This window comes from Paenirhodobacter enshiensis, assembly GCF_000740785.1.
In the GTDB taxonomy this organism is placed as follows: Bacteria; Pseudomonadota; Alphaproteobacteria; order Rhodobacterales; family Rhodobacteraceae; genus Rhodobacter; species Rhodobacter enshiensis.
The window spans coordinates 65,660-80,426 of record NZ_JFZB01000018.1; the positions used below are offsets into that span (position 1 = coordinate 65,660).

At 68.5% G+C, this 14,767-nt stretch carries 16 protein-coding genes and 1 pseudogene; 6 read left to right on the plus strand and 11 right to left on the minus strand.

The window, feature by feature from the left end:
* Positions 1 to 77: 77 nt before the first annotated feature.
* Entirely contained in the window at positions 78 to 1,082 is a 1,005-nt protein-coding gene (locus CG50_RS10360) for a zinc-dependent alcohol dehydrogenase family protein (protein WP_036637873.1), read from the minus strand.
* Between the two features lie 125 nt (positions 1,083 to 1,207).
* Here CG50_RS10360 and CG50_RS10365 point away from each other — a divergent pair, with 125 nt between their 5' ends.
* A complete protein-coding gene (locus CG50_RS10365) occupies positions 1,208 to 2,611 on the plus strand; it encodes an SLC13 family permease (RefSeq protein WP_036637875.1) in 1,404 nt (467 codons plus the stop codon).
* A gap of 3 nt (positions 2,612 to 2,614) precedes the next feature.
* Here CG50_RS10365 and CG50_RS10370 read toward each other — a convergent pair whose 3' ends face one another.
* The 10 genes from CG50_RS10370 to atpD are packed head-to-tail and all read right to left on the minus strand — an operon-like array spanning position 2,615 to position 9,230.
* Positions 2,615 to 2,839 (minus strand): WGR domain-containing protein, encoded by a 225-nt coding sequence (locus CG50_RS10370; protein WP_036637878.1) that lies wholly within the window; start codon positions 2,837 to 2,839, stop codon positions 2,615 to 2,617.
* 58 nt (positions 2,840 to 2,897) lie between these two features.
* Complete coding sequence (locus CG50_RS10375; protein ID WP_036637880.1) at positions 2,898 to 3,740, minus strand: F0F1 ATP synthase subunit gamma; 843 nt, start codon at positions 3,738 to 3,740, stop codon at positions 2,898 to 2,900.
* Entirely contained in the window at positions 3,737 to 5,227 is a 1,491-nt protein-coding gene (locus CG50_RS10380) for a F0F1 ATP synthase subunit alpha (RefSeq protein WP_036637883.1), read from the minus strand. The genes CG50_RS10375 and CG50_RS10380 overlap by 4 nt, the downstream gene beginning before the upstream one ends.
* The gene (locus CG50_RS10385; RefSeq protein ID WP_036637886.1) at positions 5,214 to 5,936 is read right to left on the minus strand and encodes a F0F1 ATP synthase subunit B family protein; all 723 of its coding nucleotides are present in this window, start codon (positions 5,934 to 5,936) and stop codon (positions 5,214 to 5,216) included. Before CG50_RS10385 ends, CG50_RS10380 begins: the two co-directional genes overlap by 14 nt.
* Positions 5,937 to 5,946: 10 nt before the next feature.
* Positions 5,947 to 6,195 (minus strand): F0F1 ATP synthase subunit C, encoded by a 249-nt coding sequence (locus CG50_RS10390; RefSeq protein ID WP_036637891.1) that lies wholly within the window; start codon positions 6,193 to 6,195, stop codon positions 5,947 to 5,949.
* Between the two features lie 12 nt (positions 6,196 to 6,207).
* Positions 6,208 to 6,870 carry a F0F1 ATP synthase subunit A gene (locus tag CG50_RS10395; RefSeq protein WP_152559490.1) on the minus strand — a complete coding sequence of 221 codons (663 nt, stop codon included), beginning with the start codon at positions 6,868 to 6,870 and terminating at the stop codon, positions 6,208 to 6,210.
* Positions 6,867 to 7,133 (minus strand): N-ATPase subunit AtpR, encoded by a 267-nt coding sequence (locus CG50_RS10400; protein WP_036637894.1) that lies wholly within the window; start codon positions 7,131 to 7,133, stop codon positions 6,867 to 6,869. Before CG50_RS10400 ends, CG50_RS10395 begins: the two co-directional genes overlap by 4 nt.
* Positions 7,130 to 7,396 (minus strand): AtpZ/AtpI family protein, encoded by a 267-nt coding sequence (locus CG50_RS10405; RefSeq protein ID WP_036637896.1) that lies wholly within the window; start codon positions 7,394 to 7,396, stop codon positions 7,130 to 7,132. Before CG50_RS10405 ends, CG50_RS10400 begins: the two co-directional genes overlap by 4 nt.
* A complete protein-coding gene (locus CG50_RS10410) occupies positions 7,393 to 7,824 on the minus strand; it encodes a hypothetical protein (RefSeq protein ID WP_036637898.1) in 432 nt (143 codons plus the stop codon). Before CG50_RS10410 ends, CG50_RS10405 begins: the two co-directional genes overlap by 4 nt.
* Entirely contained in the window at positions 7,821 to 9,230 is a 1,410-nt protein-coding gene (gene atpD, locus CG50_RS10415; RefSeq protein ID WP_036637900.1) for a F0F1 ATP synthase subunit beta, read from the minus strand. Before atpD ends, CG50_RS10410 begins: the two co-directional genes overlap by 4 nt.
* A 239-nt stretch (positions 9,231 to 9,469) precedes the next feature.
* Between atpD and CG50_RS10420 the strand changes: the two genes are divergently transcribed.
* The 5 genes and pseudogenes from CG50_RS10420 to CG50_RS10435 form a co-directional block, all read left to right on the plus strand.
* Positions 9,470 to 10,756 carry an NAD(P)/FAD-dependent oxidoreductase gene (locus CG50_RS10420; protein ID WP_036637902.1) on the plus strand — a complete coding sequence of 429 codons (1,287 nt, stop codon included), beginning with the start codon at positions 9,470 to 9,472 and terminating at the stop codon, positions 10,754 to 10,756.
* 429 nt (positions 10,757 to 11,185) lie between these two features.
* A complete protein-coding gene (locus CG50_RS10425) occupies positions 11,186 to 12,163 on the plus strand; it encodes a TRAP transporter substrate-binding protein (protein WP_036637905.1) in 978 nt (325 codons plus the stop codon).
* Between the two features lie 120 nt (positions 12,164 to 12,283).
* Positions 12,284 to 12,721 (plus strand): annotated as a pseudogene (locus CG50_RS17430) (TRAP transporter small permease); the annotation flags it as partial.
* A 144-nt stretch (positions 12,722 to 12,865) separates the two neighbouring features.
* Positions 12,866 to 14,194, plus strand: coding sequence for a TRAP transporter large permease (locus CG50_RS10430; protein WP_051909885.1), 1,329 nt, complete (start codon positions 12,866 to 12,868; stop codon positions 14,192 to 14,194).
* Positions 14,191 to 14,767, plus strand: a 577-nt coding sequence (locus CG50_RS10435) for a hypothetical protein (protein WP_036637908.1), incomplete at its 3' end; no start/stop codon positions are given. The genes CG50_RS10430 and CG50_RS10435, both read left to right, overlap by 4 nt.

The following is a 14,767-nucleotide window of genomic DNA, read 5'->3' on the forward strand; positions in this document are numbered from 1 at the left end:
AATATCCTGAAACCGACATTCATGGCGTCATGGCAGGCGATTTTTCGGATTTAAGTTGTGATTTTGCGATATTTCGCTCAGGGCAGCAAGACGGCGGCCCCCTGGAACCGGCCGTTGCGCAGATCGTCGAGGGCCTGGTTCGCCTGTGCCAGCGGATAGGTCACGGTATCGGCCTTCACCCCGGCTTTCGGCGCCAGTGCCAGGAATTCGACCGCATCCGCCCGCGTCAGATTGGCGACGGAGATCAACTCGCGTTCCTCCCAAAGAATGTCATAGGGGAAGGAGGGGATGTCGCTCATGTGGATGCCGCCGCAGACCACGCGCCCGCCCTTGCGCACCGCGCGCAGTGCAAGCGGCACCAGCGCGCCGACCGGGGCGAAGATGATTGCGGCGTCCAGAAGGGTGGGCGGAGCCTCCTCGGAGCCGCCGGCCCATGTCGCGCCGAGCTTCATCGCATGGGCCTGCGCCGCGTTGTCGCCCGCACGGGTGAAGGCATAGACTTCGCGGCCCTGCCAGTTGAGTACCTGGGCGATCAGATGCGCCGCGGCACCGAAGCCGTAAAGCCCGATGCGCCGGCCTTCGCCCGCCATCCGCAGCGCGCGCCAGCCGATCAGCCCGGCGCACATCATCGGTGCCGCCGCGACCGGATCGTCAAACCCTTCGAGCGCGAAGGCATAGGCGGCATCGGCCACCACATGGGTGGCAAAGCCCCCGTCGCGGGTGAAGCCGGTGAAGGCCGGGGTGTCGCACAGGTTTTCATGCCCTTCGAGGCAATAGGCGCAATGGCCGCAGGTATGGCCAAGCCAGGGGATGCCGACGCGGGTGCCGATGGCCGGCGTCGTCACCCCGGTGCCGAGTGCCTCGACCCGGCCGACGATCTCGTGCCCCGGCACGACGGGCAGCTGACCGCCGGGCAGCTCGCCGTCGACGACATGCAGATCGGTGCGGCACACGGCGCAGGCCTCGACGCGGACGCGGATCTCGCCGGGGCCGGGGTCCGGCACGGGGCGGGTCTCGGCGATCAGCGGCGTGCCGGGCCGGTGAAGGACCATCGCGGTCATCGTGTCGTGCGCTTCAGACATCGGCAAGTCACCTTTTCGGGTTGCAGGGCGGGGCGAATGGGGGTGACTGTGCCACGGTGCGCGGGCCGAGCCAAGGCTGACCTGTCTTCGCCGACCCCATCTTGCCGATTCCGGAGCCCCGTGTCATGTCCGCCCTGCGTTTTCTCTCTCCCCGCCCGCTCTTTCTGCTGCTTGTCGTTCTCGCGGCGCTGTGGCTGGCGGTTCTGCCGCCTGCGGGGCTGAGCATTGTTCAGGTGCGCACGCTTGGGATCGTTCTGGTGACGCTGGTGTTGTGGAGCACGGGGCTGGTTCCCGGCTATCTGGCCAGTCTGCTGCTGTTCGCGGTGGCGATCATCGCCCATCTGGCGACGCCCGAGGTGGTGTTCGCGGGCTTCGGCTCGACCGCGGTCTGGCTGATCGTGTCGGGCTTCGTGATCGGCTCGGCCATCGGGATTTCCGGCTGGGGGGCGCGGCTGGCCGAGGCGGTGGGGCCGGTGCTGATGCGCAGCTATCCGGTGCTGATCGGCGGGCTGATGGCGGTGTCGATGCTTCTGGGCTTCGTCATGCCGTCCTCGGTCGGGCGCGCGGTGGTGATGGTGCCGATCGGCATGGCGATCGCCGACCGCTGTGGCTTCGGCAAGGGCTCGAACGGGCGGATCGCCATCGCCTCGGTGCTGGCCATCGGCTGCAACGTGCCGAGTTTCGCGATCCTGCCCTCGAACATTCCGAACATGATCTTCTCGGGTGCGGCGGAAACGATCTGGCAGCAGCATTTCGGCTACATGGAGTATCTGGTGCTGCATTATCCGGTGATGGGCGTGTTGAAATCGGCGCTGGCCGTCGTGCTGATCCTGCGGCTGTTCCCGGCCGAGATCGGCGCGCCGCTGCCCGCGCCCGAAGGCCGGCTCGACGGTGCCCGCCCGCGCGACCGGGCGGCCGAGATCCGCGTGGCGGTGGTGCTGCTGGTGACGCTGGCGCTGTGGGTGACCGACAGCCTGCACGGGGTGAACCCGGCCTGGGTCGGTCTCGGGACGGCGATCGTGCTGCTGATGCCCGGGGTGGGCGTGGTGACGCCGACGGCGTTCAAGGGCTCGGTCGATTTCGGCATCCTGCTGTTCGTGACGGGGGCGCTCGCGCTCGGCGCGCTGGTGAACGGATCGGGGCTCGGCGCGATGCTGGGCCACAAGATGGAGGCGATCCTGCCGCTCGGTCCGGGGCGCGATTTCGTCAACTTCATGTCGCTCACCGTGATGACGATGGTGACGGGGCTGTTCTCGACGGTGCCGGGGGCGCCCGCGGTGCTCACGCCGATGGCGCAGGATCTGGCGGATGTGACGGGGCTGAGCCTGCCCGCGGTGCTGATGACGCAGGTGGTGGGGTTCTCCTCGCCGATCTTTCCCTATCAGGTCGGGCCGCTGGTGGTGGCGATGCAGCTCTCGGGCGAGAAGATCGGCGCGCTTGCGCGGGTGACGATCCCGCTCGCGCTGATCGCACTGGTGGTGCTGGCGCCGGTCGATTTCCTGTGGTGGAAGCTGCTCGGCTGGATCTGAGGCTCAGTCCCCGGCGCGATAGCCGCGGCCGAGCTTGCGTTTCAGCCACAGATCGCGGGCGGTCTCGGCCTCTGCGGGCTGTGCGAACCATTCCCGGATCTCGCGCCCCTGCGTGCCGAGGCGGCCCCAGCGGCGTGACAGCACCGTGCCGCCGAACAGGTCGGGGCCGAGGTCGAGCGCGTAGAACCGCGCCATGTTGCGTGCGTCGTCGCGTCGGGTCAGCAGCATCGCCGGGCCTCCGTTCGGGATCAGTCTGCCATGCCCCGGCCGCTCTGACCAGCCGGGTTCAGTCCTGTGCGGCAGCGTCAGGCCGGGCCGAGGCCAGCTCGATCATCTCGGTGGTCATCTGCTCCTGCCGGGCTTGCTGCCAGGCGGCCTGCATCTTCGCGCGCCGCTCGCGCAGGTTGTTGCGCGCGTTGGCCATCGCCTGCATCCGGGCCTGCGCCTCGGCGGCGAGGCCTTGCATCAGCGTGCGCGCGACTGCGGCGAACAGCGCTTCGCTCAGCAGGCCCTGCAACAGCTCGGCGGGCGGCAGGGTCAGATCGGGCAGGGCGCCGCGCGCGGGGGCGACCTCGGGCGGGAAGATCGTGGCGATTTCCGGCGCGCCGCCGGGATCGGCCGCACCGGTCAGCGCGCGGATCGGGCCGGGATGCGTGCCGACGAGATCGAGAATCGCATCGGTGATGCGCGAGGCGAGGTCGGGCACGGCCTCGGGCAAAGGCGCCTGCTCGGCCGACCACAGCACCGCGACGCCTTTGTCGGCAAGCGCCGCGAGGGTGCGCCCGCCCACCGCCAGAACCGCCGTGCCCGGCGTCAGTGCGGCACGCGCCGCCTCGGCGAGGCGAGCCGGATAGGCACCCGAGAACCCCTGCGCGGCGCCGACGATCAGCATCAGACCCGGCCCCTCGCCCCCGCCCGGCCCCTCGCCTCCGCCCGGCCCGGCGCTCGCAAGGGCCGCGGCGACGGCCAGCGCATCCGCGACCGTCGCTGCATGGGCCGAGATCGCGGGCAATGCACCGCGCGCCGCCGCCGACTGGCCCGAGGCGATGGCATTGAGCGCGCTCGTCACCTGCCCGATCTGGTCGAGGCCGGCAAGGCGGCTCTGGATCTGTTCGGGCCGCTCGGTCACGGCAGCACCGCCTTCACCAGATCGACCAGCAGGGCGCGGTCGGCATCGCTCAGCTTCGCGGGGTGGTCGGACAGCGCCTTCAGCCGCGGCTCGGCCGCGATGCGGGGGGCGAGCGCGGTCTTCAGCGCCTCGAACCCCGCCGGATCGGCGGCATCGAGCGCCCCGGCGTCGAGCGCCGCCAGCAAGGCAATCTGCACCATCACCGGCACCGGGGCGAAGCGCGGCTGATTGAGCAGCGCCGCAATCTTCGCGCCATGCGCCATCCGCGCCTTCATCGCCGCATCGCCGAACCCGCCGAACCGCGAGAACATCTTCATTTCAAGGTATTGCGCGTAATCGAGGCGCAGCCGCCCCGCCACCGCCTTCATCGCCCCCCATTGCGCCTTGCCGCCGACCCGGCTGACCGACAGCCCGACGTCAATCGCCGGGCGCTGGTTCGCCGCGAAGAGCTGCGCCGAGGTCACGATCTGCCCGTCCGAGATCGAAATCAGGTTGGTCGGGATATAGGCCGAGAGGTTGCCGGCCTCGATCTCGGCGATCGGCAGCGCGGTGAGAGAGCCCGCCCCCTTCGCCGCCGACATCTTGGCCGAACGCTCCAGAAGCCGGGCGTGCAGATAGAAGATATCGCCCGGATAGGCCTCGCGCCCCGGCGGCTGGTGGCTCAGAAGCGCAAGCTCGCGATGCGTCGCGGCATGCTTCGTCAGGTCGTCATAGACGATCAGCACATGCTGGCCGCGGTCGCGGAACCATTCGGCGATGGAGGTGGCGGCGAAGGGCGCGATCCACTGCAGGCCGGGTTCGGCCGTCGCCTCTGCCACCACGAAGAGGGTGCGCGCCGGATCGCCGCGACGCTCCACCGCGTCGATCACCCGGCTCACCGCCGACAGCCGCTGACCGATGGCGACATAGATGCAGATCATGTCGCCGCCCTTCTGGTTCAGGATGGCGTCGACGGCGATGGATGTCTTGCCGGTCTGGCGTTCGCCGATGATCAGCTCGCGCTGGCCGCGCCCTATGGCGAACAGCGCATCGACGGCGAGAAGCCCGGTTTCGACCGGCTCCGAGACGAAATCGCGCTCGATGATCGCGGGGGCCGGGCGCTCGGCGGGCCGGGCCTCGGACGTCGTGGGGGCGGGCTTGCCGTCGAGCGGCCGGCCGAGCGGGTCGATCACCCGGCCAAGCAGCGCCTCGCCCACCGGGACCGAGATCAGCGTGCCGGTGCGGCTGACCGCATCGCCCGCCGAAAGCCCGGTCGCGGGGTCGAGGAAGGTCACATGCAGCTTGTCCTCGTCGAGCGTCATGACGAAGCCGCGCGCGCCGGTCGGAAAGGCGACCAGCTCGTTCAGCTCGGCACCCGGCAGGCCGGAGACGGTGGCAAGACCGTCGGCAAGCGCGAGGATCGTGCCGCGTTCCTCGACCGAGGGGCCGAGGGCCGCCTGTTCCACCCGCGCCTTCAGCGCGTCGAGATCACCGTCAGTTCCGCTCATGGCCGAGTGCCCTTGCGATGAGATCGAGATCATGGGCGAGCGAATTGCGCACCGCCCCGCTCGATGAGGTGAGATCGAGCCCGGCGATCAGTGTCGCGTCCTCGGCCCAGAGGGGCGCGATGCCGAAGCGGGCGAGGGGGGCGATCAGGCTGTCGCGCTCCGCCTCGGGTGGCAGAACCGGGGTCGTCAGGCGCAAGGTGTCGCCCTCCAGAAGCGCCGCGCGTTCGGCCTCGGGCAGCGCGTCGAGCGCCTTCGCCAGACGTTCGACATAGCCCGCAAGGTCATGGGGCTGCGCCGCAAGGGCGCGCGCGGCGATGGTGCCGGCGAGATCGCGGGCGCGCTCGAGCGCCTGCGCGGATGCCCGCGCATCGTCCGCCTGCCGCGCGGCCTCGCCCGCCGCGACGATCTTCGCGGCCTCGGTTCGGGCGGCGTCGATGAGGGCCTGCCGCGCGGCCTCGGCCTCGGTTTGCGCTTCGGCCAGAACGCGGGCGCGGGCGGTGGCGGTCGCCTGTTCCTCGGCCTCGGCCTTGCGGGTGGCGGCCTCGGCCTCGGTGCGGGCGGTTTCGGCGGCTTTCAGGGCGGCATCCGTCTCGGTCTGGCGGCGCGCGATGATCGCGGCCACCGGGCGGAACAGGAAATGCTTCAGGATCGCCAGCAGGATCAGGATGTTGACGAGCTGCAGCGCCAATGTGGCCCAGTCGAAGTTCATCGCGCCCGGATCACTTCACGAAAGGGTTGGCGAAAAGCAGCAGCAGCGCGATGACGAGGCAGTAGATCGCCATCGTCTCGATCATCGCGAGGCCGACGAACAGCGTGCGCGAGATCGTGCCCGCCGATTCCGGCTGGCGCGCGATGGCTTCGAGCGCGGCCGCCACCGCCCGCCCCTCGCCGAGTGCCGGCCCGATGGAGCCGAGCCCCATCGCCAGCGCGGCGGCAAGCACGGAAGCGATCTGGATCATGTCAGTCATGCGAGGTTCCTTTCATTCCGCATCCACGGCAGAGCCGATGAACACGAGGGCAAGCGTGGCGAAGATATAGGCCTGAATGGCCCCGGTCAGCATGTCGAGCGCCATCAGCGGGATCGGCACCAGAAGCCCGGCGAGGCCGAGCACGACACCGACGACGAAAACGCCGCTCATCACATTGCCGAAGAGGCGGATCATCAGCGAGAAATGCCGTGTCACCTGCTCGACGAGGTTGAGGGGGATCATCACCCAGTTCGGCCGGGCGAAAGCGGCGAGCCACCCGCCCAGCCCCTGCGCCCGGATGCCCCAGCCGACGCCCGCGACGAAGACGATCAGCGCAAGCGCCGCATCGGTTTCGAGATGCGCGGTCGGCGGCTCCACCCCGGGGATCAGCGAACTCCAGTTCGCGCAGAGAATGAACAGCAACAGCGTGCCGATCAGCGTGCGAAACCGCGCCGGATCGCCCGGAATGGTGGCGGAAATCTCGCTGTCGAGCGTGCTCACCACCAGCTCCAGCACCGCCTGCGCGCGCGAAGGCCGCAGGCTCAGCCGCCGGGTGGCGAGCCACGATCCCACGCCGAGCACCGCCATCACCCCCCAGGTCGTCACCACCGGCCAGCTGACCGTGAGCGGGCCGAGGCTGAAGGCCGATGTCAGCACCATCGGATTGTCGATCATCGCCCGGCCCTCCGCATCACCAGCGCGCGCCCCGCCATCACGCCGGCCGCCCCGCTCAGCAGCACCGCGCCGCCCGCGCGCGCCATCAGCCACAGCACCAGACCGAGCGCGACGAAGCGCAGCAGTTGCAAGCCCACCGCCTCGATCCGCCCGGCGGCGAGCATCCGCGCGACCGGGCCGAGCGAGGCGAAGAACAGCGTGCCCGCCACCGCCCCGGCAACCGCGGCCAGCGCCATGTGCAGGAAGGGGAGATCCGCGCTCATTGCCGGTGCATCCAGCGAAACGCCAGCCACAGGCCGAGCGCCGCCCCCGCCATCAGCCCGGCCGCCGCCATGGTGATGCCGGAGTGCAGGATCCCGTCGCACCACCGCCCCGCCAGCAACCCGCCAAGCGTCGGCAGCACGATCATCCAGCCCAGAACCCCGATCTGGCCGAACCGGCGCGCGAGCGAGGGTTCGGGATCGTCCCTTCCGGCGCGGGCGCGGGCTTCGGCGCGGCGGGCGGCGTCTTCGGTCGGATCGGTCATGTTCCGGCCTCCTCCAGCCCCAGCGTGTCGCCTCCGGGGCCGAGCTGGTGCATCAGCTGGCGGATCGCGCGGGCGTGCAGCCGCGCGCTCTGGCTGCGCAGGCTGCGGCGGGTGTCCTCGGCGCGGGCGCGGGCGGCGCTGACCTCGGTGCGCAGATGGGTGAGGTCGTCGCTCAGGATCGCTTCGCGCGCGGCGACGCGCACGGCATCGGCGTGCACGCTCAGCACCGCGCCGCGCAGCGCGGCGTAATGCCAAGGGCCGGAGGCGGCGCGCCAGCGCATCACCCCCGCACCGATCACCGTCAGAAAATCCGCGTGCCCCGGCAGTATGCCGAAATCGCCGCTCGCATCCTCGGCGCGCAGGCTTGCGACATCGGGGACATCGGCCTCGATCCGCAGGGGCGTGGTCAGTGTCAGATGCAGGCTCATGCGGCGGCCTTGCGGCGGGCGTCCTCACGGGCGCGGGCCTCCTCAAGCGTGCCGATCATGTAAAGCGAGGCCTCGTCCCAGTCGTCGCATTCGCCGGCGATGATGGCGCGGCAGCCGGCGATGGTGTCCTTCACCGCGACCGAGCGCCCCTCCATCCCGGTGAAGGCGGCGGCGACGAAGAACGGCTGGGTCAGGAAGCGCTGCAGCCGCCGCGCTCGGCCCACGAGCTTCTGCTCCTCGCGGCCGAGCTCCTCGACGCCCAGAAGCGCGATGACGTCCTTGAGTTCGGAATAATGCTCGATCAGCTCGCGCACCTCGGCGGCACAGCGGGCGTGATCTTCGCCCACCACCGCGGCATCGAGAAGAACCGAGGTCGTGGTGAGCGGGTCGATCGCCGGATAGATCCCCTCGGAAGCCAGTTCGCGCGACAGCACCACCATGCTGTCCATATGCGTCGCGAGTGCGGCGACCGCCGGGTCGGTGAAATCGTCGGCCGGCACATAGACCGCTTCAATCGCGGTGACGGAGGCCCGGCCCGAGGAGGCAATGCGTTCTTGCAGCGCGGCGACCTCGGTCGCGAGCGTCGGCTGATAGCCCACCCGCGACGGCATCCGCCCGAGCAGCCCCGACACCTCGGACCCCGCCTGAACGAAGCGAAACACGTTGTCCATCAGCAGAAGGACATTGCGTCCTTCGGTGTCGCGGACATGCTCGGCCATGGTCAGCGCGGCGAAGGGCACGCGCCAGCGCGCGCCCGGCGGCTCGTTCATCTGGCCATAGACCAGCACGGTGCGGTCGAGAACGCCGTAATTCTTCATGTCATGGAGCATCTCGTGCCCCTCGCGAGAACGTTCGCCGACCCCCGCGAAGACCGATACGCCGTCATAGCCCGCGGCCATGGCATGGATGAGTTCGGTGACCAGAACCGTCTTGCCGACCCCCGCGCCGCCGAACATCGCGGCCTTCCCGCCCTGCGCGAGCGGCGCGAGCAGGTCGAGAACCTTGATCCCGGTGCTGAACAGCTGCACCTCGCCGCGCTGAGCGGCAAGTTCGGGGGCGGGGCGGTGGATGGGGGCGCGCGGGGTGTCGTCGGGCAGCGCCGCTCCGTTGTCGCCCGGCCGCCCCAGCGTGTCGAGCAGCCGGCCGAGCACCGCCGGCCCCACCGGGACCGTGATCGGCGCCCCGGTCGCTCGCGCCAGCATCAGTCGCGACAGGCCCTGAGTAGGTTCAAGCGCGATGGCGCGGAAGCGGCGGGCGTCGAGATGCGCCTCGACCTCGCAGGTCACGGCCATGCCATCGGGATCGACGATCACCGCCTCATTGATCGCCGGAAGAGCGCCCGAATCGATCCGGAGGTCGATCACCGGGCCGCGGACGGCCGTCACCCGGGCCTGCACCTGCGTCATTGCTGCCTCCCGCCGTTCTGGACCGGGTTCACACTAGCACCCCGGCGAAACCGCGCAAGATGCCGTGGCGCAGAGTTTTTCGCACGCAGCGGTAAGTTTCGCCGGGGTTTCGAAACGGGTTTTTAACGACCTGTCATTTCAACTGTGGCAAATTGTCCCAGATCGGCATTGACGCCACATATAAACATTCATATTCGTGAATTCAATTGAGAGCTGCGGTCACAGATTGGGAGGATACGATGGCTCATGTTGTTGTTCTCGGGGCGGGATTGGGCGGGGCCATCATGGCCTACGAACTGCGCGAGAAACTGCGCGCCGAAGACAAGGTGACGGTGGTCACCAAGGATCCGAAGTATCATTTCGTCCCCTCGAACCCCTGGGTGGCAGTGGGCTGGCGCGACCGCGAGGAAATCACCGTGGATCTCGCGCCCACCATGGCGCGCAAGGGCATCGACTTCATCCCCGTCGCGGTCGAGCGTGTGCACCCCGAGGAAAACCGCGTCACCCTCGCCGACGGTCAGTCGATCTCTTATGACTATCTGGTGATCGCGACCGGCCCGGAACTCGCCTTCGACGAGATCGAGGGCTTCGGCCCCGAGGGCTTCACGCAGTCGGTGTGCCATGTCGATCACGCCGAGGCGGCCGGTCGCGCCTTCGAGGAATTCTGCAAGAACCCGCGCCCGATCGTGATCGGCGCCGTGCAGGGCGCGAGTTGCTACGGCCCGGCCTATGAATTCGCCTTCATCCTCGACACCGCGCTGCGCAAGCGCAAGATCCGCGATCAGGTGCCGATGACCTTCGTCACCTCGGAACCCTATGTCGGGCATCTCGGCCTCGACGGGGTGGGCGACACCAAGGGCCTGATGGAAACCAACCTGCGCGAGCGCCACATCAAGTGGATGACCTCGAGCAAGCTGCAGAAGGTCGAGGACGGCAAGATGACCGTCGAGGAGATCGCCGATGACGGGTCGGTCAAGGCGGTGACCGAGCTGCCCTTCGGCTACGCGATGCTGCTGCCCGCCTTCCGCGGCATCCCGGCGCTGCGCGGCATCGAGGGGCTGGTGAACCCGCGCGGCTTCGTCATCGTCGACAGGCATCAGCGCAACCCCGCTTTCCCGAACGTGTTCGGCATCGGCGTGTGCGTGGCGATCCCGCCGGTCGGCAAGACCCCGGTTCCGGTCGGCGTGCCGAAGACCGGCTTCATGATCGAGTCGATGGTCACCGCGACCTCGCACAACATCGCCAACCTCGTGCGCGGCCGCGAGCCCGACGAGACCGGCACCTGGAACGCGGTTTGTCTCGCCGATTTCGGCGACAGCGGCATCGCCTTCGTCGCGCAGCCGCAGATCCCGCCGCGCAACGTCAACTGGTCGAGCCAGGGCAAGTGGGTGCATTGGGCGAAGATCGCCTTCGAACGCTACTTCATGCACAAGCTGCGCAAGGGCACCTCGGAGACCTTCTATGAGAAATTCGGCATGTCGATGCTGGGGATCGACAAGCTGAAGGCTACGAAAAAGACCAACTGAGGCCGCGTGGCCCTTCTGCCCTTCGGGCCATGCCGGACCCGCCCCTGACCCGGGGCGGGTTTTGGACAGTCTGGCCGCGGCGACATCCGATACCCGCAAATGATGAAATTTCATCGGCTTCGCGCGAGGGCAGCATTTGGGGACGGCGGTCTGCGGTGTGGCGCCGTCACCCGGGGGACGGCCGGAGCGGATCCGTGCCGTTGCGGGAAGGCGCGAGGTGTCTGGCGCTGCGCAGGCGGGGCCGGGCATGCACACCCTGTCCGGGCAAGGCGCCCGAAAGATGACTTTTCATCATGAATGACCGATCATTTCCTGTCTGGGGGTCGGGCTTTCGCTGTGGCATCACGGCGGAAGATGGCGGACAACACGCCATGCAGCCGGTTTCCCGACCGGCCGCACCCCGTGAACAAGACCAACAGAGAGAATGCCATGAAGCACGCGCTGACTGCCCTCGCCGTTTCCGGCGCCCTTGTCGCCGCCGCTGCCGCGGCCCAGGCCGAAAACTGGGACATGCCGGTGGCCTACCCGGCCAACAATTACCAGACCGAGAACGACGTTGCCTTCGCCGCCGACGTCAAGAGCTGCACCGGCGGCAAGCTCGACATCACGGTGCATCCGAACGGCTCGCTGTTCAAGGGCGACGAGATCAAGCGCGCGGTGCAGCTCGGCGAAGCCCAGATCGGCGAGCGTCTGCTGTCGGCCCACGCCAACGAGAACCCGATTTTCGCCTATGATTCCGTGCCGTTCCTGGCCTCGTCCTTCGAGGCTTCGGACAAGCTGCGCGAGGCGGCGAAGCCGGTTCTCGCGAAGGTGCTGGCCAAGCAGAACCTGACGTTGCTCTATTCCGTGCCGTGGCCCGCGCAGGGCATGTATTTCGGCAAGCAGATCGACAGCGTGGCGGATATGAAGGGCGTGAAGTTCCGCGCCTACAACGCCACCACCGCCCGCATGGCCGAGCTGACCGGCATGATCCCCACCCAGATCGAGGCGGCGGATCTGAAGCAGGCCCTCGCGACAGGTGTGGTGGCCTCGATGATCTCCTCGGGTTCGACGGGTGTCGACGAGAAGGTCTGGGAGGACATGAAGTATTTCTATGACGTCAAGGCCTGGCTGCCGCGCAACACTGTCTTCGTGAATACGGACGCGTTCAACGCGCTGCCGAAGGATGCGCAGGACTGCGTGATCAAGTCGGCCGATGCGGCACAGACCCGCGGCACCGCCAAGGCGGCTTCGCTCGCCGACGGGTTCGTCAAGACGCTGGCCGAGCATGGCATGACCACGGGCCCGGCCTCGGCGAAGCTGCAGGAGGGTCTCGATCAGATCGGGGCCACGATGACGGCGGAATGGCTGAAGTCGACCGGGACCGACGGTCAGGAGATCGTCGACGCCTACAAGGCGATGAAGTGACCGGAGCGCCGCGCGCGCTCTGAGCCGGACGGTCCCCTTTCGCGGGGGCCGTTCCCTTTTCCCCGCCTGCTTCGCTCTTGCGCAGGAGCGGGCCGCAACGTCACAGACGAGACATCCGACATGCGACGCCTTCTCGATACCTTCTATTCCGCGACGGGGGTCGTCGCTGCCCTTTCCCTGTTCGCCGTTCTGATCCTGGTGGTGGCACAGATGGTCAGCCGCTGGTGCGGCATCAACTTCGCGGGCGGCGCGAATTACGCGGGCTACGCGATGGCCTCAGCCTCGTTCTTCGGTCTCGCCTATGCCTTCTCGCATAACGAGCACATCCGCGTCGGCCTGATCGTCGAACATGCCGGCCGCTGGCGCCGCGCCGCCGAGATCTGGTGCTATGCCGTCGCCACCGCCATCGCCGCCTATTTCGCCTGGAACGCGGTGCGCGCGCCCTGGCTCAGCCACCGGCTGCACGACGTGTCGCAGGGCCAGGACGGCACGCCGATGTGGATCCCGCAGATCGCGATGGCCTGTGGTGCCGTCGCGCTGCTGATCGCGCTTCTCGACAATCTCGGTCAGGTGTTGCTGACGCCCTCGATGGGGGTCGACGGGCCGAAACAGCCGGTGACGAACGACCCGCTCGCCCGCCGCGGACTGCGCATCGCGGCTTTCGGGCTCAGCCTGTTGGCGATCTGGGGCGGGCTGCATCTGATGACCGGCTTCGACCGCGACGCCACGGCGCTGAAGATCGGGGTCTTCCTGTTCGTGATGTTCTTCCTGCTCGGTTCTGGCGTCTGGGTCGGCCTTGCGCTGATGGGGGTGGCCTACATGGGCATGATCGGGTTCACCCCGCGCAATCCCGGCAGCTCGATGGCGATCACGGTGTGGTCGAGCGCCTCGAGCTGGACGCTGACCTCGCTGCCGCTGTTCATCTGGATGGGCGAGATCCTCTATCGCACCAAGCTGTCCGAGGACATGTTCAAGGGCCTCGCACCCTGGCTCGCAAGGTTCCCGGGCGGGCTTCTGCACACCAATGTCGTCGGCTGCACGGTGTTCGCGGCCGTTTCGGGCTCGTCCGCGGCGACGCTGATGACCGTGGGCAAGATGTCGATCCCGGAACTCAGGAAGCGCGGCTTCCCGGAATATATGGTGGTGGGCACGCTTGCCGGGGCTGCGACGCTCGGCCTGATGATCCCGCCCTCGCTGACGCTGATCGTCTATGGCGTGAGCGTTCAGGAAAGCATCACCAGCCTGTTCATGGCCGGCGTCATTCCGGGCCTCGTGCTGGCCGGTCTGTTCATGCTCTACATCGCCGCCTGGTCCTTTCTGCGCCCGTCCGAGCGCCCGGCGCCCGAGCCGAAGATCGGCTTTCGCGGCGCGTTGCGGAACTCCCGGCTGCTGCTGCCGGTGATCGTGCTGATCGTGCTGGTGATCGGCTCGATGTATGCCGGCATCGCCACGGCCACCGAGGCCTCGGCCTTCGGCGTGGTCGGGGCGCTGGCGCTGGCGTCGATGCAGGGCTCGCTCAGCCGCACGACTTTCATCGCGAGCCTGATGGCCGCGGCGCGGACCTCGGCGATGATCGCGCTGATCCTGATGGGGGCGAGTTTCCTGACGCTCTCGATGGGCTTTACCGGGGTGCCGCGGGCGCTTGCGGGGTGGATCAAGTCGTTCGATCTGTCGCCGGTCGCGCTGATCGCGGCGCTGACGCTGTTCTATATCGTGATCGGCATGTTCCTTGACGGGATCTCGGCGGTGGTGCTGACGATGGCGATCATCGACCCGATGATCCGCGCCGCCGGCATCGACCTGATCTGGTTCGGTATCTTCATCGTGGTGGTGGTCGAAATGGCGCAGATCACGCCTCCCGTCGGCTTCAACCTGTTCGTGTTGCAGGGGATGACCCGGCACAGCATGAACTACATCGCGCGCGCGGCGTTCCCGATGTTCCTGATCATGGTGCTGATGGTGGTGATCCTCGTGGCTTTCCCGGGGCTTGCGACCTGGCTGCCGTCGATGGTGCGACAGGCGCAGATGTGATCTCCGCGCTCGAGTGGATCGGGTGTCACGCACGGGGCCTGCTGCTGGCGGGCCTCGTGCTGGTGCCTTTGCTGCCCTCGACGGGAGGGGCGCTGGTGCCTTTGCTGCCGGTGCTGATCGCGGTGCTGACCGGCATGGCGCTGAGCCGTCTCGACCCGGCGGCGATCGTTGTGGCGCTGGCTGACCGGCGGGTTCTTCGGCCTCTCGGGCTCGGTCTGGTGCTGTTCCAGCCGGTCGCGGGGGCGGGGCTGTATCTGGCGGGGCGGGGGCTCGGTCTGGATGCGGGGACGGTGCTGCTGCTGGTGGCTTTCGCGGCATCGCCGCCGCTCACCTCGGGGCCGAACATCGCGCTGATGCTGGGCTATGAGGGGCGTCTGGCGCTGCTTTACATGCTGGCGGGAACGGTGCTGTCGCCGCTGATGGTGCCGGCGCTGCTGTGGGGGGCGGGGATGGAGCTGCCCACGGCCCCCGGTGCCATCGCCGGACGTGTGTTCTGGATGCTGGCAGGGGGCGTCGTGCTGGGCATCGTGCTGCGCCGCACGCTCGGAGCGCGGCGCATCGCCGAGGGGGCGC